General features: G+C 65.7%; 17 protein-coding genes and 4 tRNA genes. 17 read left to right on the top strand and 4 right to left on the bottom strand.

Features of this window, described 5'->3' with window-relative positions; genetic code table 11:
* Window positions 1-115 precede the first annotated feature (115 nt).
* The 6 genes from uvrC to AC3A3Q_RS07790 all read left to right on the top strand — a co-directional run bounded on the left by uvrC (window position 116) and on the right by AC3A3Q_RS07790 (window position 3,742).
* The gene (uvrC, locus tag AC3A3Q_RS07815; protein ID WP_487585711.1) at window positions 116-1,987 is read left to right on the top strand and encodes an excinuclease ABC subunit UvrC; all 1,872 of its coding nucleotides are present in this window, start codon (window positions 116-118) and stop codon (window positions 1,985-1,987) included.
* Entirely contained in the window at window positions 1,984-2,550 is a 567-nt protein-coding gene (gene pgsA / locus AC3A3Q_RS07810; protein ID WP_200605428.1) for a CDP-diacylglycerol--glycerol-3-phosphate 3-phosphatidyltransferase, read from the top strand. The genes uvrC and pgsA overlap by 4 nt, the downstream gene beginning before the upstream one ends.
* Window positions 2,551-2,714: 164 nt before the next feature.
* Window positions 2,715-2,790, top strand: a tRNA-Gly gene (locus AC3A3Q_RS07805).
* A gap of 127 nt (window positions 2,791-2,917) precedes the next feature.
* Window positions 2,918-2,991, top strand: a tRNA-Cys gene (locus tag AC3A3Q_RS07800).
* Between the two features lie 217 nt (window positions 2,992-3,208).
* Window positions 3,209-3,295, top strand: a tRNA-Leu gene (locus tag AC3A3Q_RS07795).
* Between the two features lie 78 nt (window positions 3,296-3,373).
* Window positions 3,374-3,742, top strand: coding sequence for a hypothetical protein (locus tag AC3A3Q_RS07790; RefSeq protein WP_487585710.1), 369 nt, complete (start codon window positions 3,374-3,376; stop codon window positions 3,740-3,742).
* A gap of 52 nt (window positions 3,743-3,794) precedes the next feature.
* Here the strand turns inward: AC3A3Q_RS07790 and AC3A3Q_RS07785 are convergent, their stop codons facing one another.
* Window positions 3,795-5,294 (bottom strand): arylsulfatase, encoded by a 1,500-nt coding sequence (locus AC3A3Q_RS07785; RefSeq protein ID WP_487585709.1) that lies wholly within the window; start codon window positions 5,292-5,294, stop codon window positions 3,795-3,797.
* 186 nt (window positions 5,295-5,480) lie between these two features.
* Window positions 5,481-6,365 carry a LysR substrate-binding domain-containing protein gene (locus tag AC3A3Q_RS07780; RefSeq protein ID WP_487585708.1) on the bottom strand — a complete coding sequence of 295 codons (885 nt, stop codon included), beginning with the start codon at window positions 6,363-6,365 and terminating at the stop codon, window positions 5,481-5,483.
* Window positions 6,366-6,436: 71 nt separating this feature from the next.
* Here AC3A3Q_RS07780 and AC3A3Q_RS07775 point away from each other — a divergent pair, with 71 nt between their 5' ends.
* The 3 genes from AC3A3Q_RS07775 (at window position 6,437) to AC3A3Q_RS07765 (ending at window position 10,509) form a co-directional block, all read left to right on the top strand.
* The gene (locus tag AC3A3Q_RS07775; RefSeq protein ID WP_487585707.1) at window positions 6,437-7,471 is read left to right on the top strand and encodes a YeiH family protein; all 1,035 of its coding nucleotides are present in this window, start codon (window positions 6,437-6,439) and stop codon (window positions 7,469-7,471) included.
* A gap of 70 nt (window positions 7,472-7,541) precedes the next feature.
* Window positions 7,542-8,822 carry a nucleotide sugar dehydrogenase gene (locus AC3A3Q_RS07770; protein ID WP_487585706.1) on the top strand — a complete coding sequence of 427 codons (1,281 nt, stop codon included), beginning with the start codon at window positions 7,542-7,544 and terminating at the stop codon, window positions 8,820-8,822.
* Between the two features lie 64 nt (window positions 8,823-8,886).
* Window positions 8,887-10,509 (top strand): FMN-binding glutamate synthase family protein, encoded by a 1,623-nt coding sequence (locus tag AC3A3Q_RS07765; protein WP_487585705.1) that lies wholly within the window; start codon window positions 8,887-8,889, stop codon window positions 10,507-10,509.
* Between the two features lie 29 nt (window positions 10,510-10,538).
* On the opposite strand, the gene arsC is transcribed toward AC3A3Q_RS07765, so the two are convergent.
* Together arsC and AC3A3Q_RS07755 are read right to left on the bottom strand one after the other, a co-directional pair.
* Complete coding sequence (gene arsC / locus AC3A3Q_RS07760; RefSeq protein WP_487585704.1) at window positions 10,539-10,892, bottom strand: arsenate reductase (glutaredoxin); 354 nt, start codon at window positions 10,890-10,892, stop codon at window positions 10,539-10,541.
* Window positions 10,893-10,964: 72 nt separating this feature from the next.
* A tRNA-Val gene (locus AC3A3Q_RS07755) sits at window positions 10,965-11,039 on the bottom strand.
* 133 nt (window positions 11,040-11,172) lie between these two features.
* Between AC3A3Q_RS07755 and AC3A3Q_RS07750 the strand changes: the two genes are divergently transcribed.
* The 8 genes from AC3A3Q_RS07750 (at window position 11,173) to AC3A3Q_RS07715 (ending at window position 19,930) form a co-directional block, all read left to right on the top strand.
* Window positions 11,173-12,006, top strand: coding sequence for a tyrosine-protein phosphatase (locus AC3A3Q_RS07750; RefSeq protein ID WP_487585703.1), 834 nt, complete (start codon window positions 11,173-11,175; stop codon window positions 12,004-12,006).
* Between the two features lie 101 nt (window positions 12,007-12,107).
* A complete protein-coding gene (locus AC3A3Q_RS07745; protein ID WP_487585702.1) occupies window positions 12,108-12,800 on the top strand; it encodes a polysaccharide biosynthesis/export family protein in 693 nt (230 codons plus the stop codon).
* Window positions 12,797-14,947, top strand: coding sequence for a GumC family protein (locus AC3A3Q_RS07740; RefSeq protein ID WP_487585701.1), 2,151 nt, complete (start codon window positions 12,797-12,799; stop codon window positions 14,945-14,947). The genes AC3A3Q_RS07745 and AC3A3Q_RS07740 overlap by 4 nt, the downstream gene beginning before the upstream one ends.
* Before the next feature lie 64 nt (window positions 14,948-15,011).
* Window positions 15,012-16,160, top strand: a complete 1,149-nt coding sequence (locus AC3A3Q_RS07735) for a carbohydrate binding domain-containing protein (protein ID WP_487585700.1) — start codon at window positions 15,012-15,014, stop codon at window positions 16,158-16,160.
* A gap of 46 nt (window positions 16,161-16,206) precedes the next feature.
* Entirely contained in the window at window positions 16,207-16,470 is a 264-nt protein-coding gene (locus AC3A3Q_RS07730) for a hypothetical protein (RefSeq protein WP_487585699.1), read from the top strand.
* Window positions 16,471-16,627: 157 nt separating this feature from the next.
* Window positions 16,628-17,035, top strand: a complete 408-nt coding sequence (locus AC3A3Q_RS07725; protein ID WP_487585698.1) for a hypothetical protein — start codon at window positions 16,628-16,630, stop codon at window positions 17,033-17,035.
* Between the two features lie 112 nt (window positions 17,036-17,147).
* Window positions 17,148-18,476 carry an O-antigen ligase family protein gene (locus tag AC3A3Q_RS07720; RefSeq protein WP_487585697.1) on the top strand — a complete coding sequence of 443 codons (1,329 nt, stop codon included), beginning with the start codon at window positions 17,148-17,150 and terminating at the stop codon, window positions 18,474-18,476.
* Window positions 18,477-18,493: 17 nt separating this feature from the next.
* Window positions 18,494-19,930 (top strand): undecaprenyl-phosphate glucose phosphotransferase, encoded by a 1,437-nt coding sequence (locus tag AC3A3Q_RS07715; protein ID WP_487585696.1) that lies wholly within the window; start codon window positions 18,494-18,496, stop codon window positions 19,928-19,930.
* The last annotated feature ends 66 nt before the right edge of the window (window positions 19,931-19,996 follow it).

The following is a 19,996-nucleotide window of genomic DNA, read 5'->3' as shown; positions in this document are numbered from 1 at the left end:
ATCGGGGGAAAGCCTTGTGCTGTCGCATAATTGGCCCAACTTCTGAGTCGATGCTCGTGACCGCAACGCCCGCCATCGCCACCCTTACGCCCACGGCTTCCGACGGCTTGGCACCATGAGCCGGGCCGAAGCCACGCCGTTCGACGGCAAGGCATTCATCAAGAAGCTGAGCACCGCGCCTGGCGTCTACCGGATGATCGCGGCTGACGACAGCGTGCTGTATGTCGGCAAGGCCGGCGTGCTCAAGAACCGAGTGTCCAGCTATTTCAACGCCACGCCGAAGTCGGCGCGGATCATGACCATGCTGGCGCAGACCGCGCGCATGGAAGTGACGGTCACGCGCACCGAGACCGAGGCGCTGATCCTCGAGAACGAGCTGATCAAGTCGCTCAAGCCGCGCTACAACGTGCTGCTGCGCGACGACAAGAGCTACCCCTACGTGCTGATGACGCAGGAAGCCTGGCCGCGCATCGCCATGCACCGCGGGCCGCGTGCGATCCCGGGGCGCTACTTCGGGCCCTATGCCAGCGTCGGCGCGGTCCGCGATTCGCTTAACCTCATGCACAAGCTGTTCAAGCTGCGCAGCTGCGAGGACAGCGTCTTCCGCAACCGCTCTCGGCCCTGCCTGCAGCACCAGATCGGCCGTTGCAGCGCGCCGTGCGTGGGCATGGTGCCGGCGCGCGACTACGCCGAGAGCGTGCGTCGCGCCAGCCTGTTCCTGGAAGGCCGCAGCGACGAGCTCAGCGACGACCTGGTCAAGTCGATGGAAGCGGCCAGCGTGCGCCTGGATTTCGAGGAGGCCGCGCGCCTGCGCGACCTGGTCGCCTCGATCCGCAGCGTGCAGGCGCGGCAGTACGTCGACGGCCGAGCCGCCGACCTGGACGTGCTCGCCATCGCCATGCAGGGCGTGGCGGCCTGCGTGATGCTGCTGGCCTTCCGCGACGGTCGCAACCTCGGCACGCGCGCGTTCTTCCCCAAGACCAACGGCAGCGACAATCCCGAAGAAGTGCTGGCGGCATTTGTTTCGCAGTACTACGGCGAGCAGCAGCCACCGCGCGAGATCGTGCTCGACCGCGACATCCCCGATCGGGAGCTGATCGAGCAGGCGCTGTCGAGCGCCGGCGAGCGCAAGGTGCAGATCCGCTGCAACGTGCGCGGTGAGCGCGCCGGCTACCTCGACATGGCCAGGCGCAACGCCGAGCTGTCGCTGTCGAGCGAGCGCACCAGCCACGCCGCCCAGCGCGCCCGCGCCGAAGCACTGCGCGACATGCTCGCCATGGACGAACTTCCCACGCGCATCGAATGCTTCGACATCAGCCACACGATGGGCGAGGCCACGGTCGCTTCGTGCGTGGTGTTCGATGCCGAAGGCCCCGTGCGCGGCCAGTACCGGCGCTACAACATCGCCGGCATCGAGCCCGGCGACGATTACGCGGCGATGCACCAGGCGATCGAGCGGCGGTTCCGTCGCGCAGTGGAGGAGGGCGGGGTGATGCCCGACATCCTCCTCATCGACGGCGGCGCCGGCCAGGTCGCGCAGGCGCGCGCGGCCCTGGACGAGCTGGGGGTCAAGGGCGTGGCCCTGGTCGGCGTAGCCAAGGGACCGGCCCGCCGCCCCGGCGACGAGGAACTGCTGCTGCCCGATGGCCGCGCGGTGCACCCCGGAGCAGAATCACCGGCCCTGCAGCTGGTCCAGCAGGTCCGTGACGAAGCGCACCGTTTTGCCATCACCGGCCACCGCGGGCGCCGCCAGAAGGCCCGCAACACCAGCCGCCTGGAAGACATCGCCGGCATCGGGCCGCGCCGACGCGCCAGCCTGCTGCGACACTTCGGCGGCCTGGGCGGCCTGAAAGCGGCGGGGATCGAGGAAATTGCCCGCGTGGATGGCATCAACGATGCCCTTGCCGAGCGTATCTATGCGACCCTGCACGGGCTGGACACCCCCGACATGAACGACACGAAGAGCGGCGCGCGGAGCGAAGGATGAAGTTGACGGTACCGACCATGCTGACCCTGCTGCGGATCCTGCTGATCCCGGTGCTGGTGCTGGTGTTCTATTTGCCGTTCAAGTGGACGAACTTCGCGGCGGCTTTCATCTTCGCGTTCGCCTCGATCACCGACTGGCTCGATGGCTGGATCGCGCGGCGCTACAACCAGTACTCCGCGTTCGGCGCGTTCCTCGATCCGGTGGCCGACAAGCTGATGGTGGCGGTGGCGCTGCTGCTGACGGTCCAGAAGCATCCGACCGTGTGGATGGCGTTGTGGGCGGCAGTCATCATCGGCCGCGAAATTGCCGTTTCCGCGCTGCGCGAGTGGATGGCAGAGCTCGGCCAGCGCGCCACGGTCAAGGTCGCCGGCATCGGCAAGATCAAGACGATCGTGCAGATGGTGGCGCTGGTGTGCCTGCTGTATCAGGAGCCTTTCGCGGGCATCAATGTGTTCATGGTCGGCGAGTGGCTGCTGGCTGCGGCGGCGTTGCTGACGTTGTGGTCCGGACTTTTGTATCTGCGAGCTGCATGGCCGGTCTTGCGCGAAGACGCGCGTTCATAGAAAATAGCGTCATCGCGAACGGTGCAGTGTTCGCTGATCAACCGGACAGTGGCAGGTCCGGTGGGGTGTTGAGAGGTAATGCGGAAGTCCGGCGACAGGGACCTCCGGGGAAGCGAAAAAGTGGTTGACAGATTCGCTTCCATGCCTAAAATGTCGGTTCCTCTGCGGGAATAGCTCAGTTGGTAGAGCACGACCTTGCCAAGGTCGGGGTCGCGAGTTCGAGTCTCGTTTCCCGCTCCAAATTCGAGGGTGCAGTTGATCAGCTCCCTCAACCAAGGCCCCGCGAGCGGGGCCTTGTTGTTTCCGGCCCCCTTGCGTGAACGGGCCTGGAATGTGGAAGAATCCGCATGCGGATTCGAAAGTCACCGGCCTGGTGGCAGAGTGGTTATGCAGCGGCCTGCAAAGCCGCGTACGCCGGTTCAATTCCGACCCAGGCCTCCAAGTTCAAAGCACAAGCCCGACCTTCCGGTCGGGCTTTTTGCTTTCTGCTCGTCATCCCGGCGAATGCCGGGATCCAGGCCGACATTCCATCCGCGCGCGATGCCCAATGCCTTTGCTCCCGGTCGGCAGGCAGACGTATCTCGTGACGCTTCGAACTGGATCCCGGCGTTCGCCGGGATGGCGCCTGTTGGCATAAGCTAGCGCACCACGCATCCTGGCCCGGATGGCGGAACTGGTAGACGCATCGGACTTAAAATCCGCTGGCCGAAAGGCCGTGCCGGTTCGATTCCGGCTCCGGGCACCATCGAATCCTTGTTCGCCGGACGCCGCTTGCCTAAGCTCAGGCCGGGCCGGGGGGCGGCCCGTCAAAACGGGGAAGGGCATGGGCAAGGCACTCGGGTACCTGATCGTCCTGATTTTCGGCGTTTTTCTGTTGCGCTCCACCGGGCTGTTCGACGGGATGTTCCAGCGCAGCAACCTGGAAGAGCGCGCGAAGTTCTGGGAGGAAACCGTGGCGCGCGAGACGCCGAACGGAACTTCCAAGGGCGTGGTGGATGCGCTGGCAGCGCGCAACGGCATGACGCTTGAATGTTTCCACTCTTCCCTTCAGCCGCCGATCGCGGACTGCATCGCCGATGACCCCGGCTCGAAGGGCGGCACCTCAGGGCATCCGGTAGCACTGCAACTGCGCTTTACGTTCCACGGCGAGTCGCTCGCGAAGTTCGAGACGAATCCGCACGTCCTGCAATAGGACCTGATCATGCCGAGCGGTGGCGCGGCGGTTCACCGCGCCACCGTCGGGGTCAGTTCTGGCTCGGACTGGCGGTGGTGATCTTTTCCATCGCATCGCCCACGGTGAAGCTTGCCGCCTTCGCACGCGGCGGAAACTCCTTGAAGCTCTCCAGCATCTTGCCGACGATCGCCTGCGCCGGAACCAGCAGGAAGATGCGACGCGCCTGCCAGTCGCCGTAGTAGATGCCGTCGCTTCCGCCTTCGAAGGGATCCGCGCGCAGGTTGTAGATGTTCGGCGCCCGCAGCGTGGTGAACTGCCCCTGCCACACGCCCAGGGGCGTCTTGGGGGTGATCTCGGCATGCTGTTCCAGGAAGCTGATCTTCCAGTGGCGGACGCGGATGGCGAGCAGGTCGCCGTCGTCGCTCCAATACGGGAAGAACTCGCGCGGCGACTTGTCCACCTCGCCCTTGAACAGCGGTTGCAGGTCGTGGCCGTCCAGATGGACCTTGAACGCCGTGTCGCCGATCTTGCCGCCCTTGCGCACCCGGTCGACGACATCGCCATCGCCCGCGGCACCACCCAGCGTGGGCAGGAAGTCTTCGTGTGAGCAGATCTCGTTGATCACCGTTCCGGGCTTGATCGTGCCGGGCCAGCGGATCACGCAGGGCACTCGGAAACCGCCTTCCCAGTTGGTCGCCTTCTCGCCACGGAATGGCGTCGTGCCGCCGTCGGGCCAGGTGAAGCTCTCGGCGCCGTTGTCGGTGGTGTAGACCACGATGGTGTTCTCGGCCACGCCCAGCTCGTCGAGCAGCGCCAGCAGTTCTCCGACGTGACCGTCGTGCTCGACCATGCCGTCCGGGTACAGGCCATAGCCGGTCTTGCCCTGCGACTCTTTCTTCAGGTGCGTGAAGATGTGCATGCGCGTGGTGTTGAAATAGCAGAACCACGGCGTCTTGCCGTTGTTGCGCTTGATGAAGGCCTTGGCATCGGTGAGGAATTCCTCGTCGATGGTTTCCATGCGCTTTTTCGTCATCGCGCCGGTGTTCTCGATGGTCTGCCCGCCCTTGCCATCGGCTTTGCACTTGAGCACGCCGCGCGGTCCGAACTTCTCCTTGAACCTGGGATCCTTCGGGTAGTCCTCGTTCTCCGGTTCTTCCTCGGCATTGAGGTGGTAGAGGTTGCCGAAGAACTCGTCGAAGCCGTGCATCGTCGGCAGGTGCTCGTCGCGATCACCCAAGTGGTTCTTGCCGAACTGGCCAGTCGCGTAGCCTTGCGCCTTGAGCACCTGGGCGATGCAGGGATCTTTCGGGCCCAGGCCAAGCTCCGCGCCGGGCAGGCCGACCTTGGTCAGGCCGGTGCGGATCGGTGACTGTCCGGTCAGGAACGCCGCGCGTCCTGCCGTGCAGCTCTGTTGCCCGTACCAGTCGGTGAACAGCGCGCCTTCTTTTGCGATGCGGTCGATGTTGGGCGTCTTGTAGCCCATCACGCCGAGGTTGTAGGCGCTGACGTTGTACCAGCCTATGTCGTCGCCCATGATGAAAAGGATATTCGGCTTCCCTTGCGCGGCCATCGCTGTCTCCGTTCGGCGCCGGATCGAACGCGCACCCTCTTTTGCCACGGCCGGCGCCGCAACTGGTTGACGGTGGCGCCCGACTCCACGGCGGGCGCCCGCAAAGATTAGGTCGGGCTTGTGATTCCCCGGTGAAAGGCCGCTTTTTCGGCCGATTGCGGATGCACAAGCGGCTTCCGCTTACGCTCAGGCCTTGCGCACGCTGGCGAGGAACTCGCGCAGCAGCGCACTGCGGTACTTGCGCCGGTGTAGCACCAGGCTAAGTTGACGCTTGAGGCTGAGGAAAGGTGTGCGCAGCACTGCCAGTCGTCCGGCAGCCTGCGCATGCGCGACCGCGACCTCCGGCAACAGAGCGAGCCCAAGCCCCGCAATCACCGCCTGCTTGATAGCTTCGCTCTGATCAAGCTCGAGCACCGTCTCGCCTGGCGGCAACGCGGCAAGTGCGCGTTCGGTCTGGCCGCGCGTTGCCGACCCGCCTTCGCGAAGGATCCAGCGTGCACCTGCGAAGTCTTCGGGGCGCAGGCGCCGCCGTTTCGCCAGTGGATGCGTGGGAGGGGCGCATACGCAAAGCTTGTCGTCGCGCCAGCGCAGCAGTTCCAGTTCCGGGTGGGCCGCCGGTCCTTCGATGCAACCTATGTCGAGGCTGTAGTCGAGCACGCCGGACACGATCGCCGCGCTGTTGTCGACGTGCAGCTTCAGTGCAACCTGCGGAAGGGCGGTGATGAACGCGCCGAGCAGGTCGCCGACGAGGTAGTTGCCGACCGTATTGCTGGCGCCCACACGCAGTTCGCCCGAGAGCAGGGCGTCGTCGTGCCCGGCGTGCCGGCCCAGTTCGCGCATGCGTTCGAGCAGTTCCTGCGCCAGCGGCAGCAGGTGGCGGCCGCGTGCATTGATGTGCAGGCGGCGCTGGGTGCGGTCGAACAGCGGCGAGCCAAGCACTCGTTCGAGCTCTGCCAGGGCCATGCTGGCCGCGGGCTGGGTCAGGTGCAGCTGCTCGGCCGCCGCGCGGACCGTGCCGCCGGTGGCGATGGCGACGAATACTTCGAGCTGGCGGGGGCTTACGCCTATCATCAGGGAAGTTTATGCCAACGCTAAGGATTCTCAAATTTACTGAATAACCGTGCGGGCCGATCATTTGCGCCATGGCTTACGTCGCTCCCGAATCGCAAACGAAGCTCCGCCCCCTGAACGCCTGGATTCCGGGCTGGGCGCCCGGGCTGGCACTGGCTGTGTCGGTCGGGTTGCTGGCATTGGCTGCCGCGCAATTGCCGCTGTTGCAGCGCTGGCAGCTGAGCGCACTGACCGTCGCCATCGTGCTGGGCATGCTCATCGGCAATCTGGCCGGCGCGCGCCTGCCCGCCGGCATCGCGCCCGGCATCGGTCTGGCCCAGCGCCAGTTGCTGCGCGCCGGCGTGGTGCTCTACGGATTGCGCCTGAGCTTCCAGGATGTGGCCGCAGTCGGCGTCCATGGCCTGCTGATCGACCTCATCGTGGTGGTGTCGACACTGGGCCTGGGAACCTGGGTGGGCCGTCGCTGGTTTGGACTGGATCGCGACACGGCGTTGCTGACTGCCGCCGGCAGCGCGATCTGCGGTGCCGCCGCGGTACTGGCGGTGGAACGCGTGATCCGCCCTGACCCGAGCAAGGTCGCCATCGCCGTGGCCAGCGTGGTGCTGTTTGGCACGCTGAACATCTTCCTGTACCCGCAGCTGTATCCCCACCTCGGCCTGGATCCGGCGGCGTTCGGCCTGTATGCCGGCGCGACGGTGCACGAAGTGGCACAGGTCGTGGCGGTGGGCAGTGCGATCAGTCCGGAAACCGCCGATGCCGCGGTCGTCGTCAAGTTGACCCGTGTCCTGATGCTGGTGCCGGTACTGCTGGTGCTGGTATGGCGTGAGGCGCGCAATGGTGGCCAGCGGGCCATGGTGGTGCCCTGGTTCGCGCTCGGCTTCCTCGGCGTGGTGGCGCTGAACTCGCTGGTGACCGTGCCCGCGCCTGTGCGCTCGGCGCTGCTGACCCTGGACACTCTGCTGCTTGCCACGGCCATGGCTGCCCTGGGAATCGAGACGCGCGTGTCGAAGCTGCGCGCACTCGGCCCGCGACCGCTGCTGCTGGCGGCGGCACTGTTCGGCTGGTTGTCGATTGGCGGATATGTGCTGGTGCGCTGGCTGGCCTGACACCCGCTGGCCCTAGAATGGCCGCTCGTGGCGACCGGTTCGGGCGCCGATCATCTGAGCGGGTGGGTGGATGCAGGATATTTCGGGTTCGCGCATCGCGGTCGTCGGGCTGGGCTATGTCGGTCTGCCCTTGGCCGTCGAGTTCGGCCGGCAGTACGACACGCTCGGCTACGACATCGATGCCCGCCGCGTCGAGCAGCTTGAACGTGGCGAGGACTACAACGGCGAAACCGATCGCGGCGACCTGGCCGAAGCGACGCGGCTCGGGCTGACGTCCGACCCGCAGCGCCTGCGCGAGTGCAACGTGTTCGTGGTCACCGTGCCGACACCGGTCGATGAGCACAAGCGGCCCGACTTCTCGCCGTTGATCGCTGCCAGCCGCACGATTGGCGCTCTGCTGAAGACCGGCGACGTGGTGGTGTACGAGTCCACGGTCTACCCGGGTGCGACGGAAGAGATCTGCGTACCCGAGCTCGAACGCGCCTCCGGCCTGCGCTACAACCTGGACTTCTTCGTCGGCTACAGCCCCGAGCGCATCAATCCGGGTGACCGCAAGCGGCGCCTGGTCGACATTCCAAAAGTAACCTCCGGCTCGACGCCCGAAGCCGCCGATTTCGTCGACGCGCTCTACCGCAGCATCATCAAGGCAGGCACGCACAAGGCCTCGAGCCTGCGCGTGGCCGAAGCGTCCAAGGTGATCGAGAACACGCAGCGCGACGCCAACATCGCCCTGGTCAACGAGTTCGCGCTGATCTTCCAGCGCCTGGGCATCGACACGACCGAAGTGCTGGAAGCGGCGGGCACGAAGTGGAACTTCCTGCCGTTCCGTCCGGGCCTCGTGGGCGGCCATTGCATTGGCGTGGACCCCTACTACCTGATCCAGAAGGCGCAGCAGGCCGGCTACTACCCGGACATCCTGCTGGCATGCCGCCGCATCAACGATGCGATGGGCGAGCACGTGGCCGCCGACGTGGTGAAACTGATGATCCAGCGCGGCATCGCAGTGGCCGGCGCGCGCATCCTCATCCTGGGCATCACCTTCAAGGAGAACTGCCCGGATCTGCGCAACACCCGCGTGGTCGAGCTTGCGGAAAAGTTCGGCGAGTACCGCGCCCAGGTCGATATCCACGATCCGTGGGCGGACGTCGAGGAGGCACGGCGTGCCTACGGTGTCGATCTCCTGCCGGCGACGCCGCAGCTCGACACCTACGATGCCGTGATCGTGGCCGTGGCACACGACCAGTTCCGCGAACTCGGCCCGCAGGGCGCGCGTGCCTACGGGCGTCCGCATGCGCTGCTCTACGACATCAAGAGCCTGTACCCGCGCGAGCAGGTCGACGCGCGGCTTTGATCACGCAGGTCTGATCACGGCCGCCGCGCTATCCTCCGATCTCCCCCGGGCCGGTTGCCAGCACATGCGTTATTCCCTCTATGTCGCCAGTGTGATCGCAACGCTGGCTTCAGCGATCCTGGCCATGTGGCACTCGACATGGCTGTGGGGCGTGGCCGGCTTCGGCGCGCTGGTAGTGCTGGGAACCTGGGACCTGCTGCAGACGCGCAGCGTGTTGCGGCGCAACTATCCGGTGCTGGCGCATTTCCGCTATGGGCTGGAAGCGATCGGACCGGAAATGCGGCAGTACTTCATCGAGTCCGACATCGCCGAAGTGCCGTTCTCGCGCCAGCAGCGCAGCCTGGTGTACCAGCGCTCCAAGTCTGTGAGCGACGTGCGGCCTTTTGGCACGCAGCAGGACGTCTACGGCATCGATTACGAGTGGATCAACCACTCGCTGGCGCCGCGGCCTGCCGGGTCGCACGACTTCCGCGTCGTGGTGGGGCAGGGCAGTGCCGCCCATCCGTACGCGGCCAGCGTGTTCAACATCTCGGCGATGAGTTTCGGCTCGCTTTCGGCCAACGCGATCCGCGCGCTCAACCACGGCGCGCGCATGGGCGGCTTCTATCACGACACCGGCGAGGGCTCGATCTCGTCCTATCACCGCGAGTTCGGCGGCGACCTGGTCTGGGAAATCGGCTCGGGTTACTTCGGTTGCCGCAACGACGATGGCAGCTTCAGCGCGGAACGCTTCGCCGCATGCGCGAGCGACCCGCAGGTGAAGATGATCGAGATCAAGTTGTCGCAGGGCGCCAAGCCCGGCCACGGCGGCGTCTTGCCGGCGGCCAAGGTGACCGCCGAGATCTCCCGATTCCGCGGCGTGCCGATGGGCGTGGATTGTGTGTCTCCGGCAGTGCACAGCGCGTTCAGCACGCCGCTGGGCTTGCTGGAGTTCGTCGCGCGGTTGCGCGAACTGTCGGGCGGCAAGCCGGTCGGTTTCAAACTGGCGATCGGTCATCCCTGGGAATGGTTCGGCATTGCCAAGGCCATGCTCGAGAGCGACCTGTTGCCTGACTTCATCGTCGTCGATGGTGCCGAAGGCGGTACCGGCGCCGCGCCGGCCGAGTTCATCGACCACGTCGGCGTGCCGATGCACGAAGCGCTGATGCTGGTGCACAACACGCTGGTGGGTTTGGACCTGCGCGGCCGCATCCGCGTCGGTGCGGCCGGTCGCATCACCAGCGCCTTCGATATCGCGCGCACGCTGTCGATGGGTGCGGACTGGTGCAATGCCGCGCGCGGCTTCATGTTCGCGCTGGGTTGCATCCAGTCGCAGAGTTGCCACACCGACCGGTGCCCAACGGGCGTGGCGACGCAGGACCCGCATCGCTGGCGCAACCTCGACGTACCCGACAAGGCCACGCGGGTGGCCGCGTTCCAGCAGAACACGCTCAAGGCATTGCGCGACCTGCTGTGCGCGGCGGGACTTGAACATCCCGAGCAACTGGGGCCGGAGCACATCCTGCGCCGCGTGTCACCGATCGAAGTGCGTTCGCTGGCTGCGCTGTACACATTCCTGCGGCCGGGCGACCTGATCGCGAGGATTCCCGACCATGCCGTCTTCCAGTCGTTCTGGGCCAGCGCACGCAGCGACAGCTTCTCCGCACCGCCAGCGGTGGAGCTGATGCGCGGCAGCAAGTCGCAATAGCCAGCTGCCCACCAGGGCAGCGGCGATCTTCAGTCGAGCAGCTCGAGCACGCGCTCCGGCGGTCGACCGATCACCGCGCGGCCGCCATGGACAAAGATCGGCCGCTCGATCAGGCGCGGATGCTTGACCATCGCGTCGATCAGCGCCGACTCGGCCAGCGATTCGTTGGCTAGGCCCAGGGCCGCGTACTCGTCCTCGCCGGTGCGCAGGAGGTCGCGGGCAGGCAGACCCAGTGTCCCGAGCAGATCGCGCAGCTCGGCCGCGCTGGGAGGGTTGTCCAGATAGGCGATCACGAGCGGCTCGATGCCGCGCTCACGCAACAGTTCCAGCGCGCCGCGCGACTTGGAGCAGCGGGGGTTGTGGTACAGGCGGGTGTCGTTCATCGGTGCCTCGCTGGTCGGGTCGCGGACGCTGAAAAGCAAAAGGCCGGCTTTCGCCGGCCTTTTGCCTGGAACTGGTGGGCGGTACAAGTTTCGAACTTGTGACCCCTGCCGTGTGAAAGCAGTGCTCTACCGCTGAGCTAACCGCCCGAAATGGGCGCGCAGTATACCCCAAGCCGGGGTCTGGTTGGCAAGGGGTGCGTGGCCCGGAACATGCGTCGCTCGTTCAGGGCGCCACCGCGCTTTGCAGATACACTCCCGCGCTCTGCTCAGGGGGAGCCGGATGTTCGACCTGCATTGCCATCTACTGCCGGCCATCGACGATGGCGCGGTCGACCTCGACATGGCGCTGGAAATGGCGCGCATGGCCGCGGCCGATGGCATCGTCACGGTTGCCTGCACGCCGCATATCTATCCGGGGATGTACGAGAACACCGCGGACGGCATCCGTGCGGCGATCGCGGCATTCCAGGCCGAACTCGACGAGCGCGGCATCGCGCTGCGACTGGTCGAGGGCGCCGACGTCCATCTCGCCCCGGACCTGATCGAAGGCATTCGCAGCGGCCGCGTGCCGACCCTGGCCGGGTCGCGCTACCTGCTGCTGGAGCCGCCGCACCATGTCGCGCCGCCGCGGTTCGAAGAGGCAGTGTTCGATCTCATGGCGGCGGGGTTCGTGCCGGTAATCACACACCCTGAGCGCCTGACGTGGGTGGAAACCCATTACGACGTGTTCGCACGCCTTGCCGAACGTGGCGCCTGGATGCAGATCACCGCCGGGGCCATGACCGGGCGCTACGGGCGTCGGGTCAAGTACTGGAGCGAGCGTTTCGTCGGCGAGGGGCTGTGCATGGTGCTGGCGACCGACGCCCACCACCCGCAGCGGCGTCCGCCGCTGCTGGCCGAGGCCCGGGAAGCCGCGGCCGCACTGGTGGGAATGGAGGAAGCGGTGCACATGGTCGACACCCGCACCCGCGGCATCGTCGACGATCTGGCGCCTGATCAGTTGCCGCCGGGGTTGTTCCGGCAGGCAGGGTTCCGGCCGCAGGTTCGCGGTCCGTCCGCGTCGGCGGGCGAGGGTGTCGTCGGGCGCTTCCTGCGCTCGATCCGGGGGAAGTGAGGAAAAGTCTCAGTGCCTGCGGCCCGGCCGAAACTGGGACGTGCGGCATAATTGGGAAGTAAGCGTAAGAACCACGCACCAACGCGTTGCTTTTTTTGGGGATGGCCTTGTTTAGCGTTTTTCGAGTCTGGGCGCTTGTGTGCCTGTTGCTGCTGTGCGCCTGCTCGAACTCGGGTGGCACCAAAGAAGAAGCAGCGACGCTGCCGGAAGGGGATCCGGTTGCGGCGGCCATGGGCCGTAGTGAATACCTGATCGGTCCGAGCGACCTGCTCACGGTGACGGTCTTCCAGATCGAGGATCTCGACCGTGAGGTCCGGGTCAACAATGCCGGGCAGATTGCGCTTCCGTTGATTGGCGCCGTTCCGGTGGCTGGCCGTACCGTGGGCGAGATCGAACAGGACATTGCCGGTCGCTACCAGGCGCGCTACCTGCAGAACCCGCAGGTGACCGTGTTCGTCAAGGAATTCTCCAGCCAGCGCGTGACCGTCGGCGGTGAAGTGAAGAAGCCGGGCATCTATCCGATGACCTCGCGCCTGAGCCTGCTGCAGTCGCTGGCGCTTGCCGAGGGCTTCAACGAGGTCGCCAGCCATCGCAATGTGCTGGTGTTCCGCACCATCAACGGCGAGCGCAAGTTCGCGCGCTTCGACGTCGCCGCGATCGAGAATGGCGAGCAGCCCGATCCGCAGATCTTCGGCGAGGACGTGATCGTCGTTGACACTTCGCTCGGCCGCCAGACGCTGAGGACATTGATCCAGCTGGCGCCGTTCGTCGCGGTGTGGAGGTCGTACCGATGAGCGCGGTAGTCGAACCCATGGAGTCGTTGCGCCAGGAAAGTCGCGACGACGAGATCAACCTGCTCGAGTACTGGCGCATCCTGCGTGAGCGGCAGTGGTGGGTGATCGGCACCGCGTTCGCGGTGGTCTTCCTGACGCTGGTGTTCACCCTGCTGGCGACACCCATTTACCGCGCGGGCTCGACCCTGCAGATCGAACGCGACACGATGAAGATCGTCGAGTTCGAGGGCCTGCAGCCGACCGAGTCGCCGATGGATCGCGACTTCTACCAGACGCAGTACGAACTGCTGAAGAGCCGCTCGCTGGCGCGGCGCGTGATCCAGGACCTGCGCCTGGTCGCGAACAAGGAGTTCGAGAAGGACATGGCCAAGGTCGACGAGACCCTGGCCGACAAGGCCAATGGCCAGGCCGTGGCGGCATCGGCGAAGCAGCAGGCGCGCGAAGCAGCGCTGATCGAGATCGTTCTCGAATCGCTGAGCGTCGAACCGGTGCGCAACTCGCGCCTGGTCCGCGTCAACTTCGATTCGGCCGATCCCGCGCTGGCGGCTCGCGTTGCCAATGCCTATGCCGACGGCTTCATCGCCAGCAACCTCGAGCGCCGCTTCGATGCGTCGTCCTACGCCAAGAAGTACCTGGAGGAGCGCCTGGCGCAGCTGAAGGGCAAGCTCGAAGACTCCGAGAAGGACCTGGTGGCGTTCTCCGAGGCCGAGCGGATCGTGTCGGTCGGCGACGACAAGCCGTCGCTAGATGCGCAGAACCTCAGCGACCTCAACGCCGCCCTGGCCGCCGCGCAGGGTGCGCGAATCAAGGCCGAGGCGACGTGGACACAGGCCAGCACCGGTAACGGCATGGGCCTGCCGCAGGTGGTCGCCAACCTGCTGATCCAGAAGTTGCGCGAACAGCGCTCGACGCTGATGGCCGAGTACCAGAACAACCTGGGTACCTACAAGGCCGACTACCCGAACATGGTGCAGTTGAGCAACCAGATTGCCGAAGCCGATCGCCAGATCAAGGTCGAAGTCGGCAACATCCGCGATGCCATTCGCGCCGAATACCAGGCCGCGCTGGCACAGGAGACGCTGCTGCGCGAGCGCATCACCGGCCTGAAGGGCGACGTGCTCGACCTGCAGAGCCGCTCGATCCAGTACAACATCCTGCGTCGCGAGGCCGAAACCAATCGCCAGCTGTATGACGCGGTCATGCAGCGTTACAAGGAGATCGGTGTCGCCGGCGGCGTTGGCGCAAACAACATCTCGGTCATCGACCGCGCGACTGTTCCTGAGAAGGCCAACTCGCCGCGCAAACTGCTCAACCTCGCGGTCGGCGTGCTGCTGGGCGGATTCCTCGGCGTGCTGCTGGCGTTCCTGATGCATCACCTGGACAACACGGTGCACGACGCGAAGGCGCTCGAGACGATTACCGGTCTGCCTGTGCTGGGCGCCATTCCGCGCCTGGAGCAGGGCGTCTCGCCTGCGCAGGCCGCCGGTGACCTGCGCTCGCCCTTCGCCGAAGCCTATCGCTCGGTGCGCACGGCACTGCAGTTCGCCACGACACGTGGCTTGCCGCGCAGCTTGTTGATCACCAGCGCCAGCCCGTCCGAAGGCAAGAGCACCACCGCGCACGAACTGGCGCGCAACATCGCCCAGCTCGGCAAGCGCGTCGTGCTGGTCGATGCCGACCTGCGCAATCCTTCCGTGCACAAGGCCACGGGCCTGTCGTCGGCGCTTGGCCTGTCGAACCTGCTGGCCGGCGCGCGTGAAATCGGCGACGTGTTGCAGCAACTGCCCAACGACTACCTGAGCGTGATCACTTCGGGTCCGTTGCCGCCCAACCCGCCGGAGTTGTTGGCGGGCGAGGCCCTGGCAAGGCTGCTGGCGCAGCTGCAGGAGCAGTTCGACGTGGTCATCCTCGATGGCCCGCCGGTGCTGGGCCTGGCCGATGCGCCGCTGCTGGCAAACCAGGCCGAAGCCACGGTCGTGGTGGCCGCGGCGGACGACACTCGCAACGAGGCGTTGCGCGTGGCACTGCAGCGCCTGAAGTCCGCTCGTGCGCGCGTCCTTGGCGCCGTGCTGACCCGCTACGACCTCAAGCGCCAGGGCGCTGGCTACGGCTACACCTACTATGCCTACGGCGGCTCGGCAGACTGACCGGCCGTGGGCAGGCCACCTCCGCATCGGAGCTGGCCTGTTCGCGGTTGTCGCGGTGGCTTGGATGGCCTGGCAGCAGGTGCGGGTGGATGCCGATGTGGGGGCGCCGTACGGCCCCGACCGTCGCGTTGCTGACGCCCGACGCCTATCGAAGGACGCCAAAGCCCTCACGATGGTCGCGCGCGAAACGCTGCGCGAACGTCCGATCGACGGTGGCGCCTTCCGTTTGCTGGGCCTGGCTGCCGGCCTGGAGTCGGAGAGTGCACGCGCCGTCGACCTTTATCGCACCGCCGTGCGGCTCTCGCCGCGGGACGACATCGCCCAGGCGATGCTGATCGATGCCTCGTTCGATCAGGGCCGGGTAGGCGAGGGCGTGCAGCACGTCGATGCGCTGCTGCGCATTGCTCCGCATCTGCGGGCTCCCATGCTTGCCTCGCTGCTGCCGCACATCGATAACCCGGAACTGCGCGACGCGATGGTTGGCGTGCTGGCTGCGGATCCACCGTGGCGGGGAGCGCTGGCGCCGGTGCTGGGTAGCGCCGACCCGGCGCAGGCCGAAGCCTTCCTTGCCGTGATCGCCGAAACGACGCCACTCGCGCCTGCGGAGCTGGCGGTGCGCGTGGATGTGCTAATCGCGCTGGGCGAGTCCGCGCGCGCGCGCGAAGTCTGGCTGCATTCACTGTCAGAAACGGACAGGGCCCTCGATGGTTCTCCCTTTGACGGCGGTTTCGAAGGAGCAGACCAGACAGGCTGGTTCGGCTGGAGTTGGAACGACGAGCCCGGTGTAACGATTTCCGTGGACGCAATTGATCCCGCCCAAGGGCAGCAGTCGCTGCAGGCGGATTTCAGCGGCCGCGTGGTGCGCTTCATCGGTCCGCGCCAGCGCCTGGCGCTTTCACCCGGGACCTATGAAATCAGCAGTTCCGTGAACGACCGCACCGGGTCGTCGCGGCGATTCGCATGGTTCGTGCAATGCACACAGGGCCCGAACCTCGTGGAGCTGGACCTGCCTGCGGCATCGTCCGCGCAGTGGCAGACCGTGCGTGCAAGCTTCGATGTTCCGCCTGACTGCCAGGGTCAACAACTGACGCTCCGTCACACTGGCCGATCGATGGCCGAGCGTCAGATCAGCGGTGTTTTGCGGGTGGATGATGTGCAACTGAGAAAAGTTCCCAGTAGTGTCACATTGCCAAGGGCATCACATCCCGAATAGTCTGTTGCGATGGCACATTTCGTGTTTATTGGGGAGTTGTAGAGACATGAAGCAGATTCTGTTTGGCTTGGTTGCTGTTCTCGCATTTGGCGCCGCATCCGCGCAGACCGCGCAGCCGGCCGCCGACGCGCAGCCGCAGCAGCAGGCCGCTCCGGCCAAGGCCGCCAAGGCCGAGAAGAAGAGCAAGGTCAGCAGTTCGACGGTCATCGCCGTTGGCGCTGGCGTGGCTGCGGTTGCCGGACTGGCAGCTGGCGGCGGCGGTGGCGACGACAAGCCCGCACCGGCTCCGCCGAAGCCGTCGAGCCCGTAATGGTTTCACGCTGCGCCGGACGAACGTCTGGCGCAGCTGCGTTAGGGCTGCACCAGGCAGCCCATCAAACGCGAGATCATCGTGTCGCTGGCGTCACGGTGGTTTTGCAGGCGCGGCACGTCTGCGTCATCCAATCGAGTAGATCCGGAGCAGTTCTATGAAGTCGCTGATCGTTGGTATGTGTGCGTTGACCCTGGCCGGCGGTGCGCTGGCGCAATCGCCGAAGGCACTCGTCCGCTCCAACGGCGGTGAAGTGAATGTGGCCGGTCGTACGATCGAAGCATCCAACAGCTCCGGCGCCGAGTCTGGCGACGTGGTCATGGTCAATGGCGGCGAGGCCTATGTGACCTATCCCAACGGTTGCACGATCAAGGTGACCGGCAGCTACACGATCCAGGACGTTGCACCGGCCAAGTGCCCGAGCCTGGGCAAGGTCGGTTCGGACACGAACTACGTGATGGTCGGCTCCGGCATCGCCGTGGCAGCCGGTGCGCTTGCGCTGGCCAGCGGTGGTGGCGACGACGACAAGCCGGCACCGGCTCCGCCGAAGCCGTCGAGCCCGTAAAGCAACACCAGCACAGGCTTTGGGTGTAACCCGCAAGCGGTGCTGTTATCCATCCAGAAACAGGTAGCGACGGGCCGCCGCGTGCGGCCCGCTTGCTGTCATCGAGGTTGAAATGCGTTTGAAGGGCGCCAAGGGGACGCCTGACACGGCCGCCGAAATTGCTGCAGCGTTGCTGCTTGCGGCGGCGCTGCTGGCCGGTGGGGGGTCGCGCGGGGTCGGGGACGCCGTCGTGCATCTGGCTGCATTGCCCGCACTGCTGCTGGCGATGATGCGCTGGCGGTGGGCGCCTGCTTCACGGGCGCAGCGTGTTCTGGCCATCGCGTGTGCAAGCGCCGTCGCACTGGCAGCGTTGCAGTTGCTGCCGCTGCCTCCCGCGCTCTACGCGATGATGCCGGGCCGTACCCACGTGCTGGCCGATCTTGCCCAGGCAGGGCAGCCCCACGGCTGGTTGCCGTTGACGCTCGATCGCTGGGGCACGGTGAGGGCTTTGCTGGCGTTCGTGGTGTTCGCTTCCTTCTGGGCGCTTGCTTGCACGCTGACGCACGCGGCGAGGTTGCGGCTGCTCAAGCTCGCGCTGATCGTGGCGACACTGACGGCGTTGCTCGGTTACGCCCAGTCGGCGGCGGGCACCTATTCGCTGCTGCGCCCCTACGACTACCACCATCCCATCGGCGCGATCGGCCTGTTCGCCAACCGCAATCATTTCGCTTGCCTGATGGCCATGCTGCTGCCTTGCGCGATCGCACTGGGCGTGCAGGCCCAGAGCCAGCGACGTGGACCGGTTGCCCTGGCGTGGTACGCAGTCGCGGCGATGCTGTTCCTCGCCGCCGCGCTGAGCTTCTCCCGCACCGGCCTTGCGCTGGCGTGCGCGACAGCGCTGGGTAGCGTGCTGTTGCTGTCGTCTCGGATCGGGGCTGCGTCGCGTGCCCGCCGCTGGGCGCCGCTGGCGGCCCTTGGTGTCGCCATTGCAGGTATCGCTGTCTATGCCTGGGATGGCATCAGCCAGCGCCTGCAGCAGGATCCGCTGGAAGACCTGCGCTGGCAGTACCTGCGCTACGGCTGGGACGCCGCGCAGGCCTACCTGCCCTTGGGCAGCGGCTGGGGAAGCTTCAAGTCGGTCTATGCACCCTTCGAGCCCGTCGGCGCGATGCGTGAAGTGTTCGCGCTGCATGCGCACAACGACATCCTCGAGACGCTGATCGAAGCGGGACTGCCCGGATTCGTAGTGTTATTGACGCTTTTGGTCACTGTGATCTGCGTCACAAGAAAAAGTCTCATTGAGCGCAGTCCTCACACGTCGATACTCGGTGCCGCGGCGATTGCCGCGTTCGTCCCGATGGTGCATTCCCTGGTCGACTACCCATTGCGCACCCATGCGGTCGCGGTGGTGTTTGCCCTGGTGCTGTCCTTCCTCCTGACGAGCGCGAGTGACGCGCGATGACAGGAGAAAAGACCCAAATGCTGTTCTCGCCGATCCGGACCGAGTACGCAGTCGAGCGTGTGTCGTTGAACAAGTTCTCAGCCTTGTTCGGACTGATGCTGCGCATACTCGACGTTGCAGTGATTGTCGCGGTCGGCGTCGCCGCCTACTGGCTGCGCTTCGGCTCCGTCGACATGCCGGTGGAGTTCCGCCAGGCCGTGGCTCGCGGCGTGCTGTTCGCGCTGCTGTCGATGGGTTCGTTTTCGATGTACCGCAGTTGGCGCGGCGTCAGTGTCCTCAACGAGGCCTTCAAGCTCGTCGGCGTCTGGACAGTGGTATTCCTCTTGGGCGTCCTCTATGTCGCCTTGTTGAAAGTGCAGGGAGTGACATCCCGCCTCTGGTGGGGATACTGGTTCGTGGGCACGGTGCTGGCATCCGGCGCCGGACGTATCGTCTGCCGCCAGGCGGCGGCATGGGTTCGGGAACGGGGCTTGGACGTACGAAGCGCCGTGGTAATCGGCTCCAGCGCCGACGCTGCGCATATCGTGCGCACACTCGAGCGCCAGCGCTGGGCAGGCATCGAAGTGCGTGGCTGGTTCAGCACCGCCGATGGTTTGCAGCCGGCACTTGCCGGCGTTCCGCACCTGGGCGACCTTGCCGCGCTGCCGGCCTTCGTCGAGTCGCAGCACATCAGCCAGGTTTGGATCGCGCTTCCGGTCAGTGAGCAGGTCGCGATCGACCGCATCCTGGTCAGCCTTGATCACTCAACGGCAGACATCAAGTTCGTGCCCGACCTGTTCGGCATACAGCTGTTGAATCACTCGGTCGAGCAGATGGCAGGCCTACCTGTGATTAACCTGCGCGCGAGCCCTCTCAACGGCGAGGCGCGCATGGTCAAAGGCCTGGAGGACCGTGTGCTCGCGGCGCTGATCCTCTTGCTGATCTCGCCTTTGCTGGCGCTGATCGCAATTGGCGTGAAGCTAAGTTCGCCTGGGCCTATCCTGTTCAAGCAGAAGCGGCATGGTCTGGACGGCAAGACGATCAAAGTCTGGAAGTTCCGCAGCATGCGTCTCCACGCCGAGCACGCAGGGCAGGTCACGCAGGCCAGTCGGCGAGATCCGCGCATTACCGCCTTCGGCAGCTTCCTGCGTCGGACCAGCCTCGACGAACTCCCGCAGTTCATCAATGTCCTGCAGGGAAAGATGTCAATCGTCGGGCCGCGACCACATGCGGTGGAGCACAACCACCTCTACAAATCGATCGTGCAGAACTACATGCAGCGCCACCGCGTGAAGCCCGGCATAACCGGCTGGGCGCAGGTCAATGGCCTGCGTGGCGAGACCGACACGGTCGACAAGATGTCGGCGCGCGTGGAGTACGACCTGCACTACATGCAGAACTGGTCGCTGTTGCTTGACCTTCGCATCATCGCGATGACTGTGGTCAAGGGCTTCGTCGGCAAGGCCGCGTACTAGGTGTCGAAGTGCAAGTATCGACCTTTGGAGCCGGATACGTCGCCCCCCCCCCCCCGCCGGAACGTG

It is taken from the genome of Lysobacter sp. Soil_C_59 (assembly GCF_057656415.1).
This window is presented reverse-complemented; position numbering and strand designations above follow the sequence as displayed.